This is a genomic window from Massilia cellulosiltytica (assembly GCF_047325105.1).
In the GTDB taxonomy this organism is placed as follows: Bacteria; Pseudomonadota; Gammaproteobacteria; order Burkholderiales; family Burkholderiaceae_D; genus Telluria; species Telluria orientalis.
This window is the reverse complement of record NZ_CP168562.1, coordinates 5,985,542-6,008,675: the sequence shown is the minus strand read 5'-3', so window position 1 is coordinate 6,008,675 and position 23,134 is coordinate 5,985,542. Positions and strand designations below refer to the sequence as shown.

At 63.6% G+C, this 23,134-nt stretch carries 16 protein-coding genes, 2 tRNA genes and 3 rRNA genes; 13 read left to right on the top strand and 8 right to left on the bottom strand.

Annotated features, from left to right (window positions below):
* Positions 1-151 precede the first annotated feature (151 nt).
* Positions 152-3,106 (top strand): glycosyl hydrolase 115 family protein, encoded by a 2,955-nt coding sequence (locus tag ACEN9H_RS26325; RefSeq protein WP_413672637.1) that lies wholly within the window; start codon positions 152-154, stop codon positions 3,104-3,106.
* On the opposite strand, the gene ACEN9H_RS26320 is transcribed toward ACEN9H_RS26325, so the two are convergent.
* Entirely contained in the window at positions 3,069-4,076 is a 1,008-nt protein-coding gene (locus ACEN9H_RS26320; protein WP_413672636.1) for a YeiH family protein, read from the bottom strand. The two genes, ACEN9H_RS26325 and ACEN9H_RS26320, sit on opposite strands and share 38 nt — an antisense overlap.
* A gap of 81 nt (positions 4,077-4,157) precedes the next feature.
* On the opposite strand from ACEN9H_RS26320, the gene ACEN9H_RS26315 reads away from it, so the two are divergent.
* The 8 genes from ACEN9H_RS26315 (at position 4,158) to rrf (ending at position 12,979) form a co-directional block, all read left to right on the top strand.
* Positions 4,158-5,051 (top strand): LysR family transcriptional regulator, encoded by an 894-nt coding sequence (locus ACEN9H_RS26315; protein WP_229412240.1) that lies wholly within the window; start codon positions 4,158-4,160, stop codon positions 5,049-5,051.
* 105 nt (positions 5,052-5,156) lie between these two features.
* Positions 5,157-6,587 carry an aldehyde dehydrogenase family protein gene (locus tag ACEN9H_RS26310; RefSeq protein WP_413672635.1) on the top strand — a complete coding sequence of 477 codons (1,431 nt, stop codon included), beginning with the start codon at positions 5,157-5,159 and terminating at the stop codon, positions 6,585-6,587.
* Positions 6,571-7,485, top strand: coding sequence for an AraC family transcriptional regulator N-terminal domain-containing protein (locus ACEN9H_RS26305; RefSeq protein WP_413672634.1), 915 nt, complete (start codon positions 6,571-6,573; stop codon positions 7,483-7,485). Before ACEN9H_RS26310 ends, ACEN9H_RS26305 begins: the two co-directional genes overlap by 17 nt.
* Positions 7,486-7,867: 382 nt before the next feature.
* A 16S ribosomal RNA gene (locus ACEN9H_RS26300) occupies positions 7,868-9,396 on the top strand.
* Positions 9,397-9,479: 83 nt separating this feature from the next.
* Positions 9,480-9,556: transfer RNA gene (locus ACEN9H_RS26295), tRNA-Ile, on the top strand.
* Positions 9,557-9,567: 11 nt separating this feature from the next.
* A tRNA-Ala gene (locus ACEN9H_RS26290) sits at positions 9,568-9,643 on the top strand.
* Between the two features lie 206 nt (positions 9,644-9,849).
* Positions 9,850-12,742: ribosomal RNA gene (locus ACEN9H_RS26285) — 23S ribosomal RNA — on the top strand.
* Between the two features lie 124 nt (positions 12,743-12,866).
* Positions 12,867-12,979: ribosomal RNA gene (gene rrf, locus ACEN9H_RS26280) — 5S ribosomal RNA — on the top strand.
* Together the 16S, 23S and 5S rRNA genes with 2 tRNA genes alongside form the textbook arrangement of a ribosomal RNA operon.
* 385 nt (positions 12,980-13,364) lie before the next feature.
* Here rrf and ACEN9H_RS26275 read toward each other — a convergent pair.
* The 5 genes from ACEN9H_RS26275 to ACEN9H_RS26255 all read right to left on the bottom strand — a co-directional run bounded on the left by ACEN9H_RS26275 (position 13,365) and on the right by ACEN9H_RS26255 (position 17,352).
* Positions 13,365-13,703 carry a DUF1840 domain-containing protein gene (locus ACEN9H_RS26275; RefSeq protein WP_056122095.1) on the bottom strand — a complete coding sequence of 113 codons (339 nt, stop codon included), beginning with the start codon at positions 13,701-13,703 and terminating at the stop codon, positions 13,365-13,367.
* 70 nt (positions 13,704-13,773) lie between these two features.
* Entirely contained in the window at positions 13,774-15,309 is a 1,536-nt protein-coding gene (locus ACEN9H_RS26270; protein ID WP_413672633.1) for a putative ABC transporter permease subunit, read from the bottom strand.
* A complete protein-coding gene (locus ACEN9H_RS26265; RefSeq protein WP_056122101.1) occupies positions 15,306-16,046 on the bottom strand; it encodes an ABC transporter ATP-binding protein in 741 nt (246 codons plus the stop codon). The genes ACEN9H_RS26270 and ACEN9H_RS26265 overlap by 4 nt, the downstream gene beginning before the upstream one ends.
* A 1-nt stretch (position 16,047) precedes the next feature.
* Positions 16,048-16,563, bottom strand: a complete 516-nt coding sequence (locus ACEN9H_RS26260; RefSeq protein WP_413672632.1) for a hypothetical protein — start codon at positions 16,561-16,563, stop codon at positions 16,048-16,050.
* Between the two features lie 27 nt (positions 16,564-16,590).
* On the bottom strand, positions 16,591-17,352 hold the full coding sequence (locus tag ACEN9H_RS26255; RefSeq protein WP_413672631.1) for an SDR family oxidoreductase: 762 nt from the start codon (positions 17,350-17,352) through the stop codon (positions 16,591-16,593).
* Positions 17,353-17,614: 262 nt separating this feature from the next.
* On the opposite strand from ACEN9H_RS26255, the gene ACEN9H_RS26250 reads away from it, so the two are divergent.
* The gene (locus ACEN9H_RS26250; protein ID WP_056123537.1) at positions 17,615-18,574 is read left to right on the top strand and encodes a GlxA family transcriptional regulator; all 960 of its coding nucleotides are present in this window, start codon (positions 17,615-17,617) and stop codon (positions 18,572-18,574) included.
* Between the two features lie 105 nt (positions 18,575-18,679).
* A complete protein-coding gene (locus tag ACEN9H_RS26245; RefSeq protein WP_413672630.1) occupies positions 18,680-19,885 on the top strand; it encodes an MFS transporter in 1,206 nt (401 codons plus the stop codon).
* On the opposite strand, the gene ACEN9H_RS26240 is transcribed toward ACEN9H_RS26245, so the two are convergent.
* Complete coding sequence (locus ACEN9H_RS26240; protein WP_413672629.1) at positions 19,871-21,397, bottom strand: YifB family Mg chelatase-like AAA ATPase; 1,527 nt, start codon at positions 21,395-21,397, stop codon at positions 19,871-19,873. The two genes, ACEN9H_RS26245 and ACEN9H_RS26240, sit on opposite strands and share 15 nt — an antisense overlap.
* Positions 21,398-21,547: 150 nt before the next feature.
* Here ACEN9H_RS26240 and ACEN9H_RS26235 point away from each other — a divergent pair, with 150 nt between their 5' ends.
* On the top strand, positions 21,548-21,865 hold the full coding sequence (locus ACEN9H_RS26235) for a hypothetical protein (protein WP_413672628.1): 318 nt from the start codon (positions 21,548-21,550) through the stop codon (positions 21,863-21,865).
* 3 nt (positions 21,866-21,868) lie between these two features.
* On the opposite strand, the gene ACEN9H_RS26230 is transcribed toward ACEN9H_RS26235, so the two are convergent.
* On the bottom strand, positions 21,869-22,117 hold the full coding sequence (locus ACEN9H_RS26230; RefSeq protein WP_371765955.1) for an accessory factor UbiK family protein: 249 nt from the start codon (positions 22,115-22,117) through the stop codon (positions 21,869-21,871).
* Positions 22,118-22,383: 266 nt separating this feature from the next.
* Here ACEN9H_RS26230 and ACEN9H_RS26225 point away from each other — a divergent pair, with 266 nt between their 5' ends.
* Entirely contained in the window at positions 22,384-23,130 is a 747-nt protein-coding gene (locus tag ACEN9H_RS26225; RefSeq protein ID WP_056122125.1) for a TorF family putative porin, read from the top strand.
* Positions 23,131-23,134 lie beyond the last annotated feature (4 nt).

The following is a 23,134-nucleotide window of genomic DNA, read 5'->3' as shown; positions in this document are numbered from 1 at the left end:
GTGTTGTTTATTGGCTAAATACAAGTGTAGCAGCCGTTTGACCTGCACCCCAGCTGTCGGTAGACTCGAATGGTTGCGCTACCAAAAATAACGATAATCAATGTTATATAACATCCAGAGAGCCGTCGATCATTCAACGGAGGAGACTTTCATGCAGCGAAGTACAAGTAGGGATATATGGCTACGCCTTGTGACGGCGGTGGCGGCATTGCTGATCGCAGGCCAGGTCCACGCCATCGGCACGGCGCGGTTCGTCGACACGGAGGGCAAGGCCGGCGTGGCGCTGGTGCAGGCCGGACGTGCCGCGCCCATCGTCGTCGGCACGGACGACTATCCCGGCGTGCTGCGCGCGGCGCGCGACCTGCAGCGCGATATCGGCAGCGTGACGGGCAAGACGCCGCAATGGCAGGTCGACCGTCCGGCGGCGTCGGGCGACGTGATCATCGTCGGCACGCTCGGGCACCATGCCGTGATCGACCGCCTCGCGCAACAGGGCAAGATCGACACGCGCGCGCTGGCCGGCCAGTGGGAAGGCTTCGTCATCCAGGCGGTCGCGGACCCGATGCCCGGTGTGCAGCGCGCCCTGGTCATCGCCGGCAGCGACAAGCGCGGCACGATCTACGGCATCTATACGCTGTCGGAACAGATCGGCGTCTCGCCGTGGTACTGGTGGGCCGACGTGCCGATCGTGCATCACCGCTCGCTCAGCGTGCCGCTCGACACGCGCATCATGGAAAAACCGACCGTCCAGTACCGCGGCCTGTTCCTCAACGACGAGGCGCCCGTGCTGACCAATTGGGCGAAGGAGCGCTTCGGCGGCTTCAATCACAAGTTCTATGAAAAGCTGTTCGAGCTGATGCTCCGCATGCGCGCCAACTACCTGTGGCCGGCCATGTGGTACTCGTCGTTCTATGACGACGACAAGGAAAACGGCAAGCTCGCCGACATGATGGGCATCGTGATGGGCACGTCCCATCACGAACCGATGATGAGGGCACAGCAGGAGTGGAAGCGCTACGGCAAGGGGCCGTGGGATTACCACCGCAACGGCGAGATCCTGCGCGACTTCTGGGCGCAAGGCCTGCGCAATACGCGCGATTACGAGAAGGTGATCACGATGGCGATGCGCGGCGACGGCGACGAGCCGATGTCGGAAGACGCCAACGTCGACCTGCTGCAGCAGATCGTCCGCGACCAGCGCGCGATCATCAAGAAGGAGCTCGGCCAGGAACCGGAGAAGGTGCCGCAGTTGTGGGCCCTGTACAAGGAAGTGCAGGACTATTACGAGAAAGGCATGCGCGTCCCGGACGACATGCTGCTGCTCTGGTGCGACGACAACTGGGGCAATATCCGCCGCCTGCCTACCGCCGAAGAACGCAAGCGCAGCGGCGGCGCCGATGTTTATTACCACTTCGACTACGTCGGCGGTCCCCGCTCGTACAAATGGCTGAACGTGACCCAGATCGCCAAGGTGTGGGAGCAGATGAACCTCGCGAACGAGTACGGCGCGAACCGGCTGTGGGTCGTCAACGTGGGCGACCTGAAGCCGATGGAGGTGCCGACCGAATTCTTCATGACATACGCGTGGAACCCGCAAGCGTGGCCGGCGGAGCGGCTGCCGGAATACCTGCGTGCCTGGGCCGCGCGCGAATTCGGCGCGGCGCATGCGGAAGACATTGCGTCCATCGTCGATAAATACACGCGCTACAACGCGCGGCGCCATCCGGAACAGCTGGAGCCCGAGACCTACAGCCTCACCAATTACGATGAGGCGGAGCGCGTCGTGGCGGACTACAACGCCCTGGCCGACGAAGCGGTGCGCGTCGGCCGCACGCTCCCCGCGAACATGCGCGACGCCTACTTCCAGCTCGTCGAATATCCCGTCCGCGCGTCCGCGAATGCCCTCGACATGTACGTGTCGACCGGCCTCAATCGCCTGTACGCACGCCAGGGCCGCGTGACGACGAACGACATGGCGGCGCGCGTGCGCCAGCTGTTCCAGCGCGACGCGGACCTCGCCAACAAGTACCAGCGCGAGATCAGCGGCGGCAAATGGAATCACATGATGTCGCAGACGCGCTTCGGCTACACCAACTGGGACCAGCCCTACCGCGACGTGATGCCGGCCGTGTCGGAACTGCGCGTCCCCGCGCCCGGCCAGCTGGCGGCGCCGAACGGCATTCACCCGTCCGACCAGATGGGCGTGGCGGTGCAGGGCGACGCCATCGCCTGGCCCGTCTTCCCGATCCGCCAGCTCGTCTTGCCGCCGCTGGACGTCTTCGAAAAGCAGCCGCGTTACCTGGAGCTGTTCAACCGCAGCGCCCAGCCGTTCGACTATGCCATCACGACGAGCCATCCGTGGATCCGTTTGAGCCACAAGGCCGGGCGCGTGAGCAAGGACCAGCGCATCGTCGTCGACGTGGACTGGAGCGCGGTCCCCTCCGGCACCACGGTGGCGTCGCTGACCATCAGCGGTCCGGCCAAGGCGCAGGTCGAGGTCAATGTGCCCGTGCACAAGCCGGCCGACCTGGCACCCGGCACGGCGCGGGGCCACGTGGAAACGCAGGGCGTGGTCGCGATCGAGGCGGAGCATTACACCCGCGCGCTGGCGCCGTCCGGCCGGCAGTGGCTGAGGATTCCCGGCTATGGGCGCACGCTGTCCGGCATGACCACCTTGCCGGTCGCGGCGGACGCGTTGAAGGTCGTGGATGGCATGCGGCTCGAGTACGAGGTAAACCTGTTCACTGCCGGTGAGCTGAAAGTGCAGGCGGTCCTCGGACCGACGCTCAAGTTCCAGCCGGGCGAGGGCTTCCGCTACGCGATCTCGATCGATGACGACGCGCCGCAGGTGGTCAACGTCCATGCGGACGGCTCCGAACGCCATTGGAGCAAGATCGTCTCGGACGGCGTCGCGCAGTTCGTCACCACGCATCGTGTGGCGCGCCCCGGCCGCCACACGGTGAAGTTCTGGGCGCTCGACCCGGGCCTCGTGCTGCAACGCCTCGTCATCGATGCCGGCGGGCTGCGGCCCAGTTATCTCGGGCCGCAGGAAAGCCCGTACTATCCGGTCAGCGGATCCCCAGCAGCGCAATCAGCCCCCAACTGATCGCGCCCAATCCAACCAGGGACACGACGACGGTCGCCGTCACCTTGCCGCCCGCGCGCAGTACGGCGCGGGCGTCGACGCCGAGGCCCAGCGCCGCCATCGACATGCTGGTCAGCCAGCCCGAGGCCACGTGCGCCGGTTCGAGCGCGGCGGCCGGCAGGGCGTCCACGGACCGTAGCGTCATCAGCGCGAGAAAGCCGACGATGAACCACGGGACGAGTTGCGCCAGCGGCAGCGAGGCGCGGCGCACGCCGTCGCGCCGGAATACCGACAGTCCGAGCACGACGGGCCCCAGCATCAGCACCCGCACCAGTTTCACGAGCGTCCCGATGTGCAGGCTCGCCTGCGACACGGGCGCCGCGGCGGCGAGCACCTGCGGCACGGCATACACGGTCATGCCGGCGAAGATGCCGTACTGGAGGGGCGTCAGCCCGAGGACCCGGTCCAGCAGCGGCAGCACGAGCACGACGACGACGCCCAGCACGGCCGTGAACGCGATCGACGACGCGACGTCCTTGCCCTGCGCGTCGATGACCGGCGCGACGGCGGCAATGGCCGAGTTCCCGCAGATCGAATTTCCGCACGCGACCAGCACGGCCATTTCGTGCGGCAGCCGCAGCAGCCGGCCGACGGCGTAGCTGAATGCGATCGCAAGGACGACCGACAGCGCGATCCCGCCCAGCAGCGGCAGCCCGTGCGCGACGACCGCGCCGGCGCTGACGGATGCGCCGAGCAGCATCACGGCCAGTTCCAGGACGACCCTGGCGGAAAAGCGCACGCCGGCTTCGCAGGCGGCGGGGACGGTCGCGACGGTGCGGACCAGGCTCCCCAGCAGGATGGCCAGGACGAGGCTTTCGAGCCATGCGCGGCCGAAGAGAGCGGTCTCGCCGCGCTCCAGCAGAACGGCGGCGCCGGTGACGGCGGCACTCAGCGCGATGCCCGGAACGAGCGTGAAGATTTTATTGTTCATGGTGTTCTCCTGGTTCGAGCCCGCAGTATCGGCTCGACAGGATCGTTCGGTCCATCTTAAAATTTCGCACAAATCATTCACATGAATCGAACGATGACCCTCGACCAGCTCCGCATCTTCGTCGCCGTCGCCGAACGCCAGCATCTGACGCAGGCGGCGGACGTCCTCGCGCTGACGCCATCCGCCGTCAGCGCATCGCTGCGCGCGCTGGAAGAGCGTTACGGCACGCCGTTGTTCGACCGGGTCGGGCGGCGCATCGAAGTCAATGCCGCCGGCCGCATCTTCCTCGACGAGGCGCGCGCCACGCTGGCCCGGGCGGCCGGCGCCGAACGCGTGCTCGTCGAGCTGGCGGGACTGGCGCGCGGTGCGCTCGCGCTGCAGGCCAGCCAGACGATCGCCAGCTACTGGCTGCCGCCGCTGCTCGTGCGCTTTCGCGAGACGCATCCGCAGATCGACGTGCGGCTGGACGTCGGCAATACGCAGTCCGTGGCGGACGCGGTGCGCGAGGGCGCGGCCGATCTCGGACTCGTGGAGGGCGGCATCGACGATGCGGCGCTGGTCGCGGAGCGTATCGGCCAGGACCGCATGGCCATCGTCGTCGCGCCCGGCCATCCGTGGGCACGCAAGCGCAGGCTCGCCGCCGCCGACCTGCAGGCGGCCCGCTGGATCATGCGCGAGCCGGGATCGGGCACGCGGTCCGCGCTCGAAGAGATGCTGGTGGCGCAGGGCGTCGACCTGGCCGCGCTGCAGATCGAGCTGACCCTGCCGTCCAACGAAGCAGTGCGCGCGGCCGTGATGAGCGCGGGCTTCGTGGCCGGCTTGTCGGAACTGGTCGCGGCGCCGTACATCGCGGCGGGCCTGCTGGCCAAGGTGCGCGTGGACCTGCCGCCGCGCGACTTCTTCCTGCTGCGCCACCGCGAACGCTATCGCAGCCGTGCGGCGCAGGCGTTCGAGGCGCTGGTGCGCACTGCCTGATCCGCGCCAGATCGGCAGGATCGGGCAATCCTTCGTCAGTATCCTGCTACCGCCGGGCGGGCCCGGACTCCTATGATGAATCCATCGTTCACGAGGAGTCCTGCCATGAAGACCATCGATACCATTTATATCAACGGCGCGTTCGTCGCCCCGCACGGGCGCGAGCCGCTCGTCCTGCTCGACCCGGCCACCGAGCGCGAAACGACGACCGTGATCCTGGCCGACGACGTCGATGCGCAGCGCGCGATCGCGGCGGCGAAGGCGGCGCTTCCCGTCGTGGCGCGCACGACGCGGGAAGAACGCATGGACTGGCTGCAGCGCCTGCACGACGCCGTCGCGGCGGCCGAGCGGGAGATCGTCGACGTCATGGTCGCGGAATACGGCGGCACGACGGCGATGGCGACGGGGACCGCGCGCCGCGCCGCCGCGTCGTTCTCGATCGCGCGCCGCCTGCTGGGCGAATATGCGTTCGAGCGCGAGGTCGGCGGCGCACGCGTGACGATGGTGCCGCATGGCGTCGTCGGCCTGATCACGCCGTGGAATGCGAACATCGGCTTCATCGCGACCAAGCTGTCGATGGCGATCGCCGCCGGCAGCACGGCCGTCATCAAGCCCAGCGAACTGAGTGCCGCGCAGACGGCACTCATCACCCGCGTGATGCACGGCGCGGGACTGCCGCCGGGCGTCTTCAATATCGTCACGGGCCGCGGCGACGTCGTCGGCGCGGAGATCACGCGCCACCCCGACGTCGCCAAGATCTCGTTCACGGGGTCGACGAGCGTCGGCAAGGCGATCGCGCGCGGCGCCGTCGACACCATGAAACGGGTGACGCTGGAACTGGGCGGCAAATCGCCGACCGTCCTGCTCGACGACGCCGACTTCGCGAAAGCGATGCCGCTGGCGGCGCTGGCCGCCGTGATGAACAGCGGCCAGGCGTGCATCGCGGGCACGCGGTTGCTGGTGCCGGCCAGCCGCGTCGCCGAGGCGCACGCATTGGCGGTGCGCGCGTTCGAAGATCTGGTCGTCGGCCCGACGAGCGACCCGCGCGTGAACGTGGGGCCGATGGTCACACGCAAGCAGTACGAGCGGGTGCAGGACTATATCCGCAAGGGGATCGAGGAGGGCGCGACCCTGCTGACGGGTGGGCCGGGGCGCCCGGACGGACTGGAACGGGGCTATTTCGTGCGGCCGACCGTGTTCGGCGACGTCCGCAACGATATGATGATCGCACGCGACGAGATCTTCGGCCCCGTCCTGTCCATCATTCCGTACCGCGACGACGACGAGGCGATCGCCATCGCCAACGACACGCCATATGGTTTGCACGCCTACGTGTTCGGCGCCGACCTGGCGCGCGCGAATCGCGTGGCGGCCGGCATTCAGGCAGGGCGCGTGTTCGTGAATGGATTGTATGATGCACCGGAAGCCCCGTTCGGCGGCTTCAAGCAGTCCGGCCTGGGACGCGAGTTCGGTGTCTTCGGCCTGGAGACTTATCTCGAACCGAAAGCCATCATGGGTCATGACAAAGCACTCTGAAACCCGGCTCCTGGACCTCGTCGAGCAGGCGATGCGCGGCGCGGCCCCGGGTAACCTCGACCTGGCGACGGGCCTGCCCTGGCTCTGGCTCATACGCCGGCCGGCGCCGACGCCCGCCGGGCGCGGCATCCTGGCGCCGTCCGTCTGCCTGCTCGTGCAGGGCGAGAAGGAGATGCTGGTGGGCTCGCAGGTGCTGCGCTACGGCCCCGGGTGTTATGTGCAGGCGGGCGTGGCGATGCCCGTGTCCGGCCAGGTGATACGCGCAAGCGATGCGGCGCCGTACTACGGCATCCGTGTCGACATCGATCCGAAGGAGGTGGCGGCGTTCGTGCTGGAGATGGGACTGCAGCTGCCGCTGGCGGACGCCGACCCGCCTGCGATCACGGTCGAACGTGCGGACGACGCGATGCTGGATGTGTTCGTGCGCCTCCTGCGCCTGCTCGATCGCCCCCGCGACCTGGCCGTGCTGGGTCGCCTGCTCAAGCAGGAACTGATCTACCACCTCGTGACGGCACCGGGCGGCGCGACGCTGAGCCGGGGCGTCGTCGGCGGACAGCGCGAGCTCGCGGTGGGCGAGGCCATCCAGTGGATCCGCAAGCATTACAACGAGCCGCTCAGCATCGACGCGCTGGCGCGCACCGTGCACATGAGTCCCTCGGTGCTGCACCGCCGCTTCAAGGCCGCCACCGTGATGAGTCCTTTGCAGTACCAGAAACAGGTGCGGCTGCTCGAGGCGCGCAAGATGCTGATGAGCGGCGACGTCGAGGCGGCCAGTGTCGCGTACGAGGTCGGCTACGAAAGTCCGTCACAGTTCAGCCGCGAATATCGCCGGCTGTTCGGCGCGCCGCCATTGAAGGATGCGGAACAATTGCGGCGCCAACCGTCGTCGGATATTTGATACGGCTGAGCTTGCAAGGTTGTGGGGCGGTTGCTATACTGCGCGTCCGCTTCACGGCACAGTCGAAATCCAGAGGAAATCGACGCCAAGAAACGAAAAAAAAGAAGTTGACGAACATCGCGAAACACTGCATAATCTCGCTTCTCTGCTGCTGACGAACAAAACGATTCGCAAATGCAGCAAGGCAGTACCGAATACGAAGCTCTTTAACAATAAACAGTCGATAAGTGTGGGCGTTTGATGAAGTGCCAGCAGCTGCGTAAGTGGCTGCTGAATGCTTAAATTATCAAATGTTCACGCAAAAGAAATACGTTGCTCAGCAATGAGTGACGGTCAGTATTTTGAGTGAGCGACATGACACGAAAGTGTCAAAACAGGAATTAAACTGAAGAGTTTGATCCTGGCTCAGATTGAACGCTGGCGGCATGCTTTACACATGCAAGTCGAACGGCAGCGCGGGGCAACCTGGCGGCGAGTGGCGAACGGGTGAGTAATATATCGGAACGTACCCAAGAGTGGGGGATAACGTAGCGAAAGTTACGCTAATACCGCATACGATCCAAGGATGAAAGTGGGGGATCGCAAGACCTCATGCTCCTGGAGCGGCCGATATCTGATTAGCTAGTTGGTGAGGTAAAGGCTCACCAAGGCGACGATCAGTAGCTGGTCTGAGAGGACGACCAGCCACACTGGGACTGAGACACGGCCCAGACTCCTACGGGAGGCAGCAGTGGGGAATTTTGGACAATGGGCGCAAGCCTGATCCAGCAATGCCGCGTGAGTGAAGAAGGCCTTCGGGTTGTAAAGCTCTTTTGTCAGGGAAGAAACGGCTCAGGCTAATATCTTGGGCTAATGACGGTACCTGAAGAATAAGCACCGGCTAACTACGTGCCAGCAGCCGCGGTAATACGTAGGGTGCAAGCGTTAATCGGAATTACTGGGCGTAAAGCGTGCGCAGGCGGTTTTGTAAGTCTGTCGTGAAAGCCCCGGGCTTAACCTGGGAATTGCGATGGAGACTGCAAGGCTTGAATCTGGCAGAGGGGGGTAGAATTCCACGTGTAGCAGTGAAATGCGTAGAGATGTGGAGGAACACCGATGGCGAAGGCAGCCCCCTGGGTCAAGATTGACGCTCATGCACGAAAGCGTGGGGAGCAAACAGGATTAGATACCCTGGTAGTCCACGCCCTAAACGATGTCTACTAGTTGTCGGGTCTTAATTGACTTGGTAACGCAGCTAACGCGTGAAGTAGACCGCCTGGGGAGTACGGTCGCAAGATTAAAACTCAAAGGAATTGACGGGGACCCGCACAAGCGGTGGATGATGTGGATTAATTCGATGCAACGCGAAAAACCTTACCTACCCTTGACATGTCAGGAACCCTCGAGAGATTGAGGGGTGCTCGAAAGAGAGCCTGAACACAGGTGCTGCATGGCTGTCGTCAGCTCGTGTCGTGAGATGTTGGGTTAAGTCCCGCAACGAGCGCAACCCTTGTCATTAGTTGCTACGAAAGGGCACTCTAATGAGACTGCCGGTGACAAACCGGAGGAAGGTGGGGATGACGTCAAGTCCTCATGGCCCTTATGGGTAGGGCTTCACACGTCATACAATGGTACATACAGAGGGCCGCCAACCCGCGAGGGGGAGCTAATCCCAGAAAGTGTATCGTAGTCCGGATCGCAGTCTGCAACTCGACTGCGTGAAGTTGGAATCGCTAGTAATCGCGGATCAGCATGCCGCGGTGAATACGTTCCCGGGTCTTGTACACACCGCCCGTCACACCATGGGAGCGGGTTTTACCAGAAGTAGGTAGCTTAACCGCAAGGAGGGCGCTTACCACGGTAGGATTCGTGACTGGGGTGAAGTCGTAACAAGGTAGCCGTATCGGAAGGTGCGGCTGGATCACCTCCTTTCTAGAGTGGCACGGGAGCTAACGCTCCATCATCAAGCGCCCACGCTTATCGGCTGTTATTAAAGTTAAACGAGAAGAGTTTTCGGGGCTGTAGCTCAGCTGGTTAGAGCACCGTGTTGATAACGCGGGGGTCGTTGGTTCGAGTCCAACCAGCCCTACCACGTTATGCGTCGGGGGATTAGCTCAGCTGGGAGAGCACCTGCTTTGCAAGCAGGGGGTCGTCGGTTCGATCCCGTCATCCTCCACCACTATCTTTACGTAAGACGCTAGTTTTAGGTAAGCGTAGTTCTCGTTCTTTAACAATCTGGAAGAAGTAAAGTTTTCTTTAAGCGTGTAGCTAACGAAAGTTGGATGCACACTTAGGGTAGTAATCTGTATGTATCAACAAACATAGTAAGCTGAACTCTTGTCGATATGACGTTCCCTGATACTCATGCAGGGGCCAACGTTATAGGGACAAGTGAATAAGTGCACATGGTGGATGCCTTGGCGATTACAGGCGATGAAGGACGTAGTAGCTTGCGATAAGCTGCGGGGAGTGAGCAAACACACTTTGATCCGCAGATTTCCGAATGGGGAAACCCGGCCTTTTAGGTCATTGCATACTGAATACATAGGTATGCAAAGCGAACGCGGCGAACTGAAACATCTAAGTAGCTGCAGGAAAAGAAATCAACCGAGATTCCCAAAGTAGTGGCGAGCGAAATGGGATGAGCCTTGTACGTGATAGTCGATTGAATAGTGGAACAGCCTGGAAATGCTGGCCATAGAGGGTGATAGCCCCTTACACGAAATTCAAACGGTGGTACTAAGCGTACGACAAGTAGGGCGGGACACGAGAAATCCTGTCTGAAGATGGGGGGACCATCCTCCAAGGCTAAATACTCGTAATCGACCGATAGTGAACCAGTACCGTGAGGGAAAGGCGAAAAGAACCCCGGGAGGGGAGTGAAATAGATCCTGAAACCGTGTGCATACAAACAGTCGGAGCCTCTTCGTGGGGTGACGGCGTACCTTTTGTATAATGGGTCAGCGACTTACATTCAGTGGCGAGGTTAACCGAATAGGGGAGCCGTAGAGAAATCGAGTCCGAACAGGGCGACAGTCGCTGGGTGTAGACCCGAAACCAGGTGATCTACCCATGGCCAGGATGAAGGTGCGGTAACACGCCCTGGAGGTCCGAACCCACTAATGTTGAAAAATTAGGGGATGAGCTGTGGGTAGGGGTGAAAGGCTAAACAAACCTGGAAATAGCTGGTTCTCTCCGAAAACTATTTAGGTAGTGCCTCAAGTATCACCATCGGGGGTAGAGCACTGTTATGGCTAGGGGGTCATTGCGACTTACCAAACCATTGCAAACTCCGAATACCGATGAGTGCGAGCTTGGGAGACAGACGTCGGGTGCTAACGTCCGGCGTCAAGAGGGAAACAACCCAGACCGCCAGCTAAGGTCCCAAAGATTGGCTAAGTGGAAAACGAAGTGGGAAGGCTAAAACAGTCAGGATGTTGGCTTAGAAGCAGCCATCATTTAAAGAAAGCGTAATAGCTCACTGATCGAGTCGTCCTGCGCGGAAGATGTAACGGGGCTAAGCCAGTCACCGAAGCTGCGGATATGTTTCTTAGTATTTATACTTTGATCCATATGGTAGGAGAGCGTTCCGTAAGCCTGAGAAGGTGTCTTGTAAAGGATGCTGGAGGTATCGGAAGTGCGAATGCTGACATGAGTAGCGATAAAGAGGGTGAAAAGCCCTCTCGCCGAAAGCCCAAGGTTTCCTGTTCAACGTTCATCGGAGCAGGGTGAGTCGGCCCCTAAGGCGAGGCAGAGATGCGTAGCTGATGGGAAGCAGGTTAATATTCCTGCACCGTCGTATGATGCGATGGGGGGACGGATCGCGGAAGGTTGTCCAACTGTTGGAATAGTTGGTTCTTGACTCATAGAAGGTGCTTAGGCAAATCCGGGCACGTAATTCAAGGGGTCGAGACGTGTGTCCTTGTGACACGAAGCAATCGGAAGTGGTTCCAAGAAAAGCCTCTAAGCTTCAGTCATACGAGACCGTACCGCAAACCGACACAGGTGGGCGAGATGAGTATTCTAAGGCGCTTGAGAGAACTCGGGAGAAGGAACTCGGCAAATTGGTACCGTAACTTCGGGATAAGGTACGCCCCGGTAGCTTGATTGGTTTACTCCATGAGGGTGAAAGGGTTGCAATAAACTGGTGGCTGCGACTGTTTAATAAAAACACAGCACTCTGCAAACACGAAAGTGGACGTATAGGGTGTGACGCCTGCCCGGTGCTGGAAGATTAAATGATGGGGTGCAAGCTCTTGATTGAAGTCCCAGTAAACGGCGGCCGTAACTATAACGGTCCTAAGGTAGCGAAATTCCTTGTCGGGTAAGTTCCGACCTGCACGAATGGCGTAACGATGGCCACACTGTCTCCTCCCGAGACTCAGCGAAGTTGAAATGTTTGTGATGATGCAATCTACCTGCGGCTAGACGGAAAGACCCCATGAACCTTTACTGTAGCTTTGCATTGGACTTTGAACCAATCTGTGTAGGATAGGTGGGAGGCTTTGAAGCGGGGACGCCAGTTCTCGTGGAGCCAACCTTGAAATACCACCCTGGTTCGTTTGAGGTTCTAACCTTGGCCCGTAATCCGGGTCGGGGACAGTGCATGGTAGGCAGTTTGACTGGGGCGGTCTCCTCCTAAAGTGTAACGGAGGAGTTCGAAGGTACGCTAGGTACGGTCGGACATCGTGCTAATAGTGCAATGGCATAAGCGTGCTTAACTGCGAGACCGACAAGTCGAGCAGGTACGAAAGTAGGACATAGTGATCCGGTGGTTCTGTATGGAAGGGCCATCGCTCAACGGATAAAAGGTACTCTGGGGATAACAGGCTGATTCCTCCCAAGAGTTCATATCGACGGGGGAGTTTGGCACCTCGATGTCGGCTCATCACATCCTGGGGCTGTAGCCGGTCCCAAGGGTATGGCTGTTCGCCATTTAAAGTGGTACGTGAGCTGGGTTTAAAACGTCGTGAGACAGTTTGGTCCCTATCTGCCGTGGGCGTTGGAAATTTGAAGGGGGCTGCTCCTAGTACGAGAGGACCGGAGTGGACGAACCTCTGGTGTACCGGTTGTCACGCCAGTGGCATTGCCGGGTAGCTAAGTTCGGAAGAGATAACCGCTGAAAGCATCTAAGCGGGAAACTCGCCTTGAGATGAGATTTCCCGGAGCCTTGAGCTCCTTGAAGGGTCGTTCGAGACCAGGACGTTGATAGGTCAGGTGTAGAAGTGCAGTAATGCATTAAGCTAACTGATACTAATTGCCCGTACGGCTTGTCCCTATAACCTTGGCAGTCATTGCCAATGCAAGGGTTCAGCTGTTTGTTGAGACAACAGATTAAGAAACTACTTCTTCCGGATTCAGAGTGACGCATGCAATAAGCTGCGGCACTCGTACAAGTTATGCCTGATGACCATAGCAAGTCTGTACCACCCCTTCCCATCCCGAACAGGACCGTGAAAAGACTCTGCGCCGATGATAGTGCTGCAACCAGTGTGAAAGTAGGTTATCGTCAGGCTAGTTATTAAGAAAACCCCGTCGAGTGATCTCGACGGGGTTTTTTGTTTTGGAAAACGAAGCCCGCTCGCTCGGATCGGCACTGCCAATCCTCGCTCTGAGCGGGCTTTTTGCTTTTCTACCACCAAAGAACGATGCGCGGGATGCCGAAGACAGGGCGCATGTCCTGCTCGACCAGCTGGTACGGCCGTACAAACTGGCGAGCGGGAACGTGCGGGTGGGAGCCAGCATCAGCGTGGCCCTGCAGTTGCGGCATGAACTGCAGGACCCTGCCCACCTGTTGGCACGCACCGAGCAGGCGGTGTATGCAGCCAGGCGCGAGGGCAAGGGCCGCCTCGCGCCGGTGGCGGAAGCGCTCGAGCGGGAAACGTCCCGATCGGACGGGGTCAGACGCCCCAGAGCACGTCGGTCTGCAGGTCGCGCGACGCGCGCAGCATTTCCAGCAGCGGGAAGGCTCGGGTCGAGAACGTCACGGTTTCGATGGGCTGGTGTTCCGCGTCCTCTTCGCCTTGATGGGCCTTGACGTCCTGTTCCATCTCGTCGGTGGCCTGGTGCTTCCGGCTTTCTTCGATCTCGTTTTCCAGCAGTCTGACGGCTTGCGTCGCTTCTTCGGCGGTGATGACACCGCGTTCACTGTCCTTGTGCAGGAGGTCCAGGATCCGCTTGGCGTGGTCCTGGTACATCATGACGTTCGGGTAAGCCTTGGATTTAAAGGTGATTAACATAGTTGTCTCATTCTATTGTGAGTAGCCCAACGATATCACGAGTCGCGCCTGGAGGTCAGTGGGCTACCTCTCACACCGGGCGCCGCCGCATTGCGCGGGCCAGCAGCAGCACCAGCAACCCCGCCGTCAGCACTCCCGCCGCGGCGGGCAGCATCCAGGCCGGTCCACCGGCCGCCAGCGCGACCAGCAGCCAGCCGAGCCCGCCCCAGCACAGGCTGCTGATCAGTTCCAGCATCGTGCACAGGAAATTTTCCTTGCCGCGCGTTTTGAAATCGCTGCGCGGTGCGGGCCGTCCCGTCCACTGCACGATCAGGCCCGCGCTCAGCACGGCCGCGCTGACCGGGAACGCGACGAGCAGGCCCGTCAGCGGCGTGCGCACGACGAGCCACAGCAGCGGCAGCGCGACGAGCAGCAGGGCCGGCATCGTCGCCGCCGCCAGCTTGGCCAGTTGCAGCGTGCGGCGCTGCGCCGGCGCCGACAGCAGCAGGTCGGGCGCATCCTCGGCCGAGATCACGATCCAGGCGAGACTGCCCGTCAACGAACTGCACAGCAGCGTGAGGCCTGCGCCCAGCGCGGGGCCGGCCGAGTCGCTGCGCAGGATCAGGAACAGCATCGGCACGAGATAGACCAACTGCAGCAGTACCTGGGCGATCAGGTGCGGGTCGCGCGCAATCAGGCGCCATTCCTTGCTGACGACAGTGTCGAACAGGCTGGCGCGGAAACGGAAGCGCAGCGCGCCGGCCGGACGGGCACGCACGCGCCCCATGCCGGCGGCCTGCTGCAGGCCATGGACGAAGAAGCGGTGCGTGCGGGCCAGGGTCAGCATGAAGGCGAGCCCCGCCAGCAGGACGGCGCCCAGCAGCGGCAGCGGCGCACCGAGGACGGCGCGGCCGGGCAGCCATAACGCGCTGTCCGGTCCGAACAGGGACTGGTGCGTCATCATCTCCATGATGCGCGGTCCCACGCTCCCGTCATGGCGCGTGAAGTTATACGCCTGCGACAGCAGGAAGATCAGCGCGCCCGCGATGGCACCCAGCACCTGCGCCACCACGCGCGTGCGGCGCGCGCCCAGCACGCGCACGAGGGCAAGCGTGAGCAGCATGCCGGCGCAGGCCGTCAGCGTCGCGCAGGAGAATATCGTCACGTACAGGCCGAGCCAGCCGGGATGGCCCAGCACCAGCGCGACGTTGGCGAACGGACCGGCCAGGTACACGTAAGGCAGGGCTGTGGCGGCCGCGATGCCGAGCAGGCGCACGGCGAAGATGCTGCGCGAGGGCAGGGGCGACGACAGCAGCAGATCGAGGTCGCCGCGCTCGAACAGCGCCAGCACGCAGGCTCGCAGGCTGCTCGACAGCATGAAGGTCGAGCACACGACCACCAGCAGGCTGATGGGGATGGCCAGCATTGCATCGCCGATGCCGTCGCGGCCCAGTGCGCGCAGCAGCGCGAACGCGATCAGGTGCAAGCCGATGAACCCGACCACGAACACGGCGATGGCGGGCCAGCCCGGACGCCGCTTGCCGCCCTTGTTGATGGTCGCGCCATACCAGGCCAAGCGCAGCTCGTGGCCCAGCAGCCAGCGGATGCTTCCGGGCGCGGCACTCACCCTGGCTGTCCTTCGGTCAGGTGCAGGAACACGTCTTCCAGGCTGCCGCCCTGCGTGCGTTCGCGCAGTTCGGCCAGCGTGCCCTCGGCGATCAGGCGGCCCTGGCGGATGATGCCGATGCGCTGCGCGAGGCGCTCCGCCACCTCGAGGATGTGCGTCGTCAGGATCACGGTGCCGCCCTGCTCGACGTGCGACACGAGGAGGTCCTTCACCTGGCGCGCGGCGGCCGCGTCGAGGCCGGTCAGCGGTTCGTCCAGGATCAGGAGCTCGGGCTCGTGGATCAGCGCACCGGCCAGCGCCAGCTTCTGCTTCATCCCGCGCGAAAACCCTTCCGTCAGCTCGTGCGCGTGTTTCGTGAGGTCGAGCCAGTCGAGCAGGCGGCGCGCGCGCGGCTCGGCGTCCTGCGCGCGGATGCCCCACAGGCCGGCGACGAATTCCAGGTATTCCGTCGGCCGCAGTTTGCCGTACAGCAGCGGGTCGTCCGGCAGATAGGCCATGCCGCGCTTCGCGCCCGCGGGATCGCGCGCGAGGTCGATGCCGAGCACTTGCACGTCGCCGGCATCGGGGGCCAGCAGGCCGGTCACCATGCGCAAGGTCGTCGTCTTGCCGGCGCCGTTGGGGCCCAGCAGCGCGTACAGTTCGCCGCGCCGCACGGTCAGGTCGAGGCCGTCGACGGCGGGACGGCCAAAGGATTTGCGCAGGCCGGACAGGCGCAGGGCAGGGGACTCGCTGTTCATCTCAGGGCAGTTTGAAAGACGTGATGAATTGTTCGACCTGTTCGGCTGGCAGCGCATCCTTCTTGCCAATCGCGATCACCTGGTAGAAGCGCTTGCCGCGTGACTCGAAGTGGCCGACGAGGTGCATGGTCTCGCCGTTGCGGGTGCCGCTGGCGTCGACGTCGCGCGTGGCGCGGTCCGTGTCCGTCGTCGCCTTCTGGCTGGTAATGGTGGCGCCGATGTTGCGCACCAGCGCGAGCTGCATCGCTTCCAGCGCGGCCTGGGCGCGCGCCGCGTCCGGCGCTTCGGCGGCGCCGACGGCGAACGTCGCGCCATCGACCTCGGCCGCCGTCATCGTCATCGCGACCTGCATGCCGTCGAGGTCGATGGTGCGCGTGAACGTCGCCGGTTTCGCCGGGAACATGACGCGGTAGGGCGCGTCCGGGCTCGCATAGTCGCGCCAGTTGTACTTGGGGGAACAGCCCGCTAGAAGCAGGCTGAGCGCGGCCACGAGGGCCGCGAAGCGTCGTCTTGTCATGACGACATGGTAACAGGGCCGGACGGTTCAGGCGACCGGGATCGGGTTCTCCGCGATGTGCGCATTGAACTCGTTGACCAGCTTGTGCTCGTCCGGTCCCGCGTTGTTGCGCAGCGGGACGGCGATGTCGACCAGCGCTTCTTCGCGGTCCGTGGCCAGGGCCCGCATGGTCTGGGCGATGAAGGCGTCCAGCGGCATGGCGCGCGGGTCGTCGCCTTTGTGGATCAGGTCGGTGTTGACCCACGGCGGCGCGATTTCCTGCACCGTCACGCCGGTAGCGCGCAGCATGAAGCGCAGCGACAGCGTGTACGAGTGCAGCGCGGCCTTGGTGGCCGAGTACACGGCGTTCGTGGCGATCGGCACGTAGGCCAGCACCGACGTGTTGTTGATGATCGTCGCGTGCGGCTGCTTCTTCAGGTGGCCGACGAGGGCGGACGTCATGCGGACCGGGCCGAGCAGATTCGTCTCGATGGTCGATACGGCCGTGGCGTCGTCGATCGTCCCGGACGGATCGTCGAACGGCATGATGCCGGCATTGTTGACGAGGACATTCAGCGTCGGATATTCGGCGATCAGGGCCGCGGCGGCGCGTTCGATGCTGGCCGGATCGGCGATGTCCAGCTCGATGGCGCGCATGCCCGGGTTGGCGCGCGTCACCTCGTCCAGCAGGGCCTTGCGGCGGCCGCCGATGATGACCTGGTTGCCCAGTTTATGAAACGCTTCCGCCAGGCCGCGGCCGATGCCCGAGGTACCGCCGGTGATGAAGATGGTATTGTGCGTGAGTTGCATGGTGATTCTCCGTTTCGGTTATCAGGGATTTGGAAGATGTTGTCTTCTGGGATCAATGTTGGCGCAAACATGTTTGCCCTGAATGACAAAGAACCCTCGAATCAGGACAAAGTGTGCGTATGCACATATATTCGGATGCCTATCTACTTTGTCAGTTGTTTTTGGTTGGACCGGAGCGGTTGTCGTATGATTACCATCATGCACTGCAGCAGACGCTGTGGCGCCGGACTCTCCGGCGAACCTGATCATCACTGAGGACAACATGAAACGCAGAATCGGACTCTTGCTGCCACCCGGCTTCCAGGTCCTGGATCTCATGGCGACGACGGTCTATGAACTGGCCAATACCTTGCTGGAAGAAGCCAGCTACGAAGTCACGATGCTGTCGGAGCATGGGGGCGCGATGACCAGTTCCTCGGGCATCAGCGTGCTCACGGAAGCCGTCGCGCGCTACGACTACGACACCTTGCTGGTGGCGGGGCAGATGGCGCCGCGGCGTCCGTCGTCGCCGGGCTTCGTCGAGATCCTGCGCCAGGCCGGCGTGCAGTCGCGCCGCGTGGGCAGCATCTGCACGGGCGCCTTCCTGCTGGCCGAGGCGGGCCTGCTGGACGGCAAGCGTGCCACCACCCACTGGTCGCTGGCGCGCGACCTGCAGCGCATGTACCCGAAGGTGCGCGTCGAGGAAGACCGCATCTTCATCAACGAGGGCAAGGTGTGGTCGTCGGCCGGCATGACGGCTTGCGTCGACCTGTGCCTGGCCCTCGTCGAGAGCGACTACGGCATCGAGCTGTCGCGCAACATCGCACGCAAGCTGGTCGTCTACCACCGCCGCAGCGGCGGCCAGTCGCAGTTCTCCGCGCTGCTGGAACTGGAACCGAAATCCGACCGCATCCAGCAGGCGCTGTCGTACGCCAAGCGCCACCTGCGCAAGCCGCTGTCCGTGGACGAGCTGGCCGAGGCGGCCAACCTGAGCACGCGCCAGTTCAGCCGCACGTTCCGCATCGAGACGGGCCAGTCCCCGGCCCGCGCGATCGAGGTGCTGCGCGTGGAAGCGGCGCGCGCCATGATCGAGGGCAGCAACCACTCGATCGACGTCGTCGCGCGCGAGACCGGTTTTTCCGATCCCGAGCGCATGCGCCGAGCCTTCCTGCGCGCCTTCGGCCAGCCACCCCAGGCCATCAAGCGCGCGGCGCGCGAACAGCAGACCACGGGCCTCGCCTGATCCTTCGACAGGGGAGCGATGGCCTGAATCGAGGCCGATTGGTCTCACGCGTCGTGCTCCGTTCTGAAAAGATGCCTGCATCAGGCAACCAGAACGGAGTCGACGATGTCCACCGAGCCCACCTCCCTGCCCAGAGGCCTTTTGTACACGCTGGCGCTGGGCACCTTCGCCATCGGCACCGAAAGCTTCATGATCGCGGGCCTGCTGCCGCGCATCGCGTCCGACCTGGCCGTGACCGTGACGCAGGCCGGCCTGCTCGTGACGGTCTTCGCATTGACGTATGCGATCGGCGGACCGCTGCTCGCCATCTTCACGAGCGGCTGGCCGCGCCGCACCGTGCTGGTCGGCGGCATGGCCGCCTTCGCCCTCGGCAATGCGCTCGCATTCGCCAGCCATGATTACCTCGGCCTGCTGATCGCCCGCGTGCTGCTGGCGCTGACGGCCGGCCTGTACACCCCCAGCGCCAATGCCCTCGCCAGCGCCATCGCGCCGCCGGCGCAGCGGGGCCGCGCGCTGGCCATCGTCAGCGGCGGCCTGACCATCGCGATCGTCGCCGGCGTGCCGCTCGGCACCCTGCTCGGCACCCACCTCGGCTGGCGCGCCACGTTCGGCGCCGTCGCGCTGCTGTCCGCATTCGCCGCCGTGGCGCTGGCCGTGGGCCTGCCGCAGTCCCTCGGCGCCGGCGCGCCGCCCGTCAACCTGAAGGCGAGACTCGACGCCGCCCGCCTGCCGGGCGTGCTGCCGACGCTCGTCGTGACCCTGCTGTGGGGCACCGGCACGTACGCCGTGCTGACCTACCTGGCGCCGTACCTGAAACTCGTGGCGGACATGCCGGCCGAAGGGATGAGCGGCGTGCTGCTGCTGTGGGGCGTCGCAGCCGCCGTCGGCCTGGCGCTGGGCGGACGCGCGACGGACCGCTTCGGGTCCCTCAACGTGGTCGTGCCCGCGCTGCTGTTGCTGGCCGCGTCGTTCTACTACCTCGCCGCGATGGCCGGCTTCGGCCATTGGCCGCTCGGCCTGATGTTGCCGGGTGTCGTGCTGTGGGGCCTCGCCACATGGGGCTTTTATCCGGCCCAGCAGAACAGCCTCGTCAACCGCAGCGGCGTGGCGCTGGCGCCCGTCGTGCTGTCGCTGAACGCATCGTTCCAGTACGCCGGCTTTTCGCTGGGCGCGCTGGCGGGCGGGTTCACGGTGGCGCATGCGTCGCCCGGCGTCGTGGGTTGGGTGGGCGGCAGTGTCGAGGTGCTGGCCCTGGTGCTCGTGCTCGTCATCGAGCGGCGCCAGCAGGCTCGTGGATTAGTGGTCGCATAAGCCGCGCCGGTACTGGATCGCCTCGGCCACGTGCTGGGCGTTGACCGTATCGGCGCCGGCGAGATCGGCGATCGTGCGCGCCACCTTCAACACCCGGTGATAGGCGCGCGCGGACCAGTGCAGGTGCTGCATGGCATCGCCCAGCAGGCGCGCGGCGGCGGTGTCGAGGTGGCAGTGGTGGTCGATCTCGCGCGTCGTCAGCTTCCGGTTGGCCTTGCCCTGGCGCGACAACTGGCGCGCGTGCGCCTGCGTGACGCGCGCGGCAATGGCGGCGCTGGGCTCGCCGTCGGCCAGTTGCGCCATCGTGTCCGGCGTCATCGCGGCCACGGGCACCTGGATGTCGATGCGGTCGAGCAGGGGGCCGGAGATGCGGTCCTGGTAGCGCTGCACGGCGTCCGGCGTGCAGCGGCACTTGCCCGACGGGTGGCCGAGCCAGCCGCACGGACATGGATTCATCGCCGCAATCAACTGGAAACTGGCGGGGAAGTCGGCCTGGCGCGCGGCACGCGAGATCGTGATGGCACCCGTTTCCAGCGGCTCGCGCAGCACTTCGAGGACTTTCCGGTCGAACTCCGGCAACTCGTCGAGGAACAATACGCCATGGTGGGCGAGCGAGATTTCTCCGGGACGGGGCACCTGGCCGCCGCCGACGAGGGCCACGCCGGAACTCGTATGGTGCGGACTGCGGAACGGACGTTTTCTCCAGCGCGCGATGGCGAAGCTGCCCGCGAGCGACTGGAGCGCGGCCGTCTCCAGCGCTTCCTCCTGGCGCAGCGGCGGCAGCAGGCCGGGAAAGCGCGACGCGAGCATGCTCTTGCCGGCGCCCGGCGGTCCGATCAGCAGCACGGAGTGCAGGCCCGCGGCCGCTACCTCGAGCGCGCGCTTGACCTGCTGCTGGCCCTTGACGTCGGCGAAGTCCGGATACACGGGCGGACCGGCGGACGGCACGGGGCGGTAGCGCACGAGCCGCGCCTCGTCCGACTTCGCGGCGAAGTGCGCGCACACGTCCAGCAGCGAGCGGGCAGGGTAGATGACGGCGTCCGTCACGAGGGCCGCCTCGTCCGCGTTCGCCCACGGCAGCACGAAGGCGCGCGCGGACGTGTCCTCGTCGGCGTGCTGGCGCAGCATGGCAAAGCTCATCGCCAGCGCACCGCGCACGGGGCGCAATTCTCCCGACAGCGACAGCTCGCCGGCGAATTCGTAGCCGTCAAGCGCGGCGGCCGGGATCTGGTCCGACGCCGCGAGAATGCCCAGCGCGATCGGCAGGTCGAACCGTCCCGATTCTTTCGGCAGCTCGGCCGGCGCGAGATTGATGGTGATGCGCCGGCTGGGAACCTCGAAGCCCGAGTTCTGCAGCGCGGCGCGTACGCGGTCTTTCGATTCGCGCACCTCGGCGTCCGCCAACCCCACGATATTCATCGCCGGTAGCCCATTGGCCAGGTGAACTTCGACGCTGACGGCCGGTGCTTCCATGCCGGCCAGGGCGCGGCTTCTGAGGACGGCGAGGCTCATCGGACTCCTTCGACGGTGGGCGAGGCCTCATCTTAGGCAAGCGGAGACGATGCCTGTTGAGAGGGGACAGGCCTGTATGCCGAACTTTTTTCGCGTCGGGTCTGCGAGGTGTCTGGTAATGTAGCGGGCTCCGTCCTCGCCAAACCACGCATGCCCCGACTGATACTGACCCTGCTCGCCCTCGCGGTACTGTTCTGCCTGTTGTGCGGACCCGTCACATGGGTTGCGCTGCGCCTGTGGAAGCGCGGGGATCTCGAAGCGTTCCGGCCGCTGCGGGCCGTGTGGATCGCGCAGGTGGCGCTGGCGTCCGCGCTCGTCTTCGGCGCGGACAGTCTCGGGCTGGCCAATCCGATGGGGTGGATGGTGGCGCTCGTGTTCGCGGTCAGCCTGGGCGGGGCGGCCTTGTTCGCGCTGTGGCGGATGATGGCACGGGCGAAGGTGCGGATGAGGGTGCGCGGCCGCCCGTAGGCGTCAAACCTTGGCGTCGGAGGCGGCCAGCTTCGCTTCGAGTTCCGCCACACGCAGTTCCAGCGCCTCCAGCTTGGCGCGCGTCTTGGCCAGCACCTGGGCCTGGATGTCGAACTCTTCGCGCGTCACCAGGTCCAGCTTCGAAAAGCCCTGGGTCATCATCGCCTTGACGTTGCGCTCGATGTCCTTGGCGGGCGAGTTTTCGAACGCCTGGTTGATCTTGCCCTGCAAATCATTGAAAAAATTGTTCATTTCACACTAGTCCTTGAGTCGGCACCCCGCACCAAGAAGGTGCGTACATACCTGATTTGGTGCGTGCACCGTGACGGCGCACGCGTCCTGGTCCCGTTTGTATTTTGAAATTAAAAAACTGGGGGCGGAAGGGGTGAAAAACAAGCGGGAACCCGCCCGGCATGGGGGTGGCACGCATCCTGCTAATCAACCATTAACCATAAGAGGTCGCAATCCCGGATTGTAAACCGCAACCCAAGAATATGTTCAACTAAAGGGAGTGTCGTATGAAGCGTCGTAACAGCAACTGGTCCCACGCCGCAGTACTCGCAGCAAGCCTGTGGAGCCTTCATATCGGGCTGGCCGGCGCCGAAGAGCAGAAGCCGGACAATGAAGTGAGTTTCAACGCGGCGGTCACGAGCGATTATCGCTACCGCGGCATTTCCCAGTCCCGTCTCGACCCCGCACTGCAAGGCGGCGCCGACTACACCCACAATCCGACCGGCCTGTACGCGGGCACCTGGCTGTCCACCATCAAGTGGACCAAGGACCTGGGCGGCAGCGGCGACGTCGAGTGGGACCTGTACGGCGGCAAGCGCGGCAACCTCACGAGCGACATCACCTATGACGTCGGCGGCCTGTACTACTTCTACCCGAGCAATGGCCTGCATCCGAATGCCAACACGTTCGAACTGTACGGCCAGCTCGGTTTCGGCCCGGCCTACGTCAAGTACTCGCATTCGCTGACGAACCTGTTCGGCACGGCCGACAGCAAGGGCAGCGGCTACCTGGACATCGGCGCCAACGTCGACGTCGGCAGCGGCTTCACGCTGAACCTGCACGCCGGCCGCCAGAACGTGCGCCACAACGGTTCGCTGTCGTACACCGACTACAAGCTCGGCGTCACCAAGGACCTGGGCATCTGCTCCGTGGCCCTGTCCTGGATCAAGGCCGACACCAGCGCGTACGTGAGCCCGTCCGCGGAAAACCTGGGCAAGTCCGCGGCCCTGCTCACTGTTTCAAAAACTTTCTGAAGAG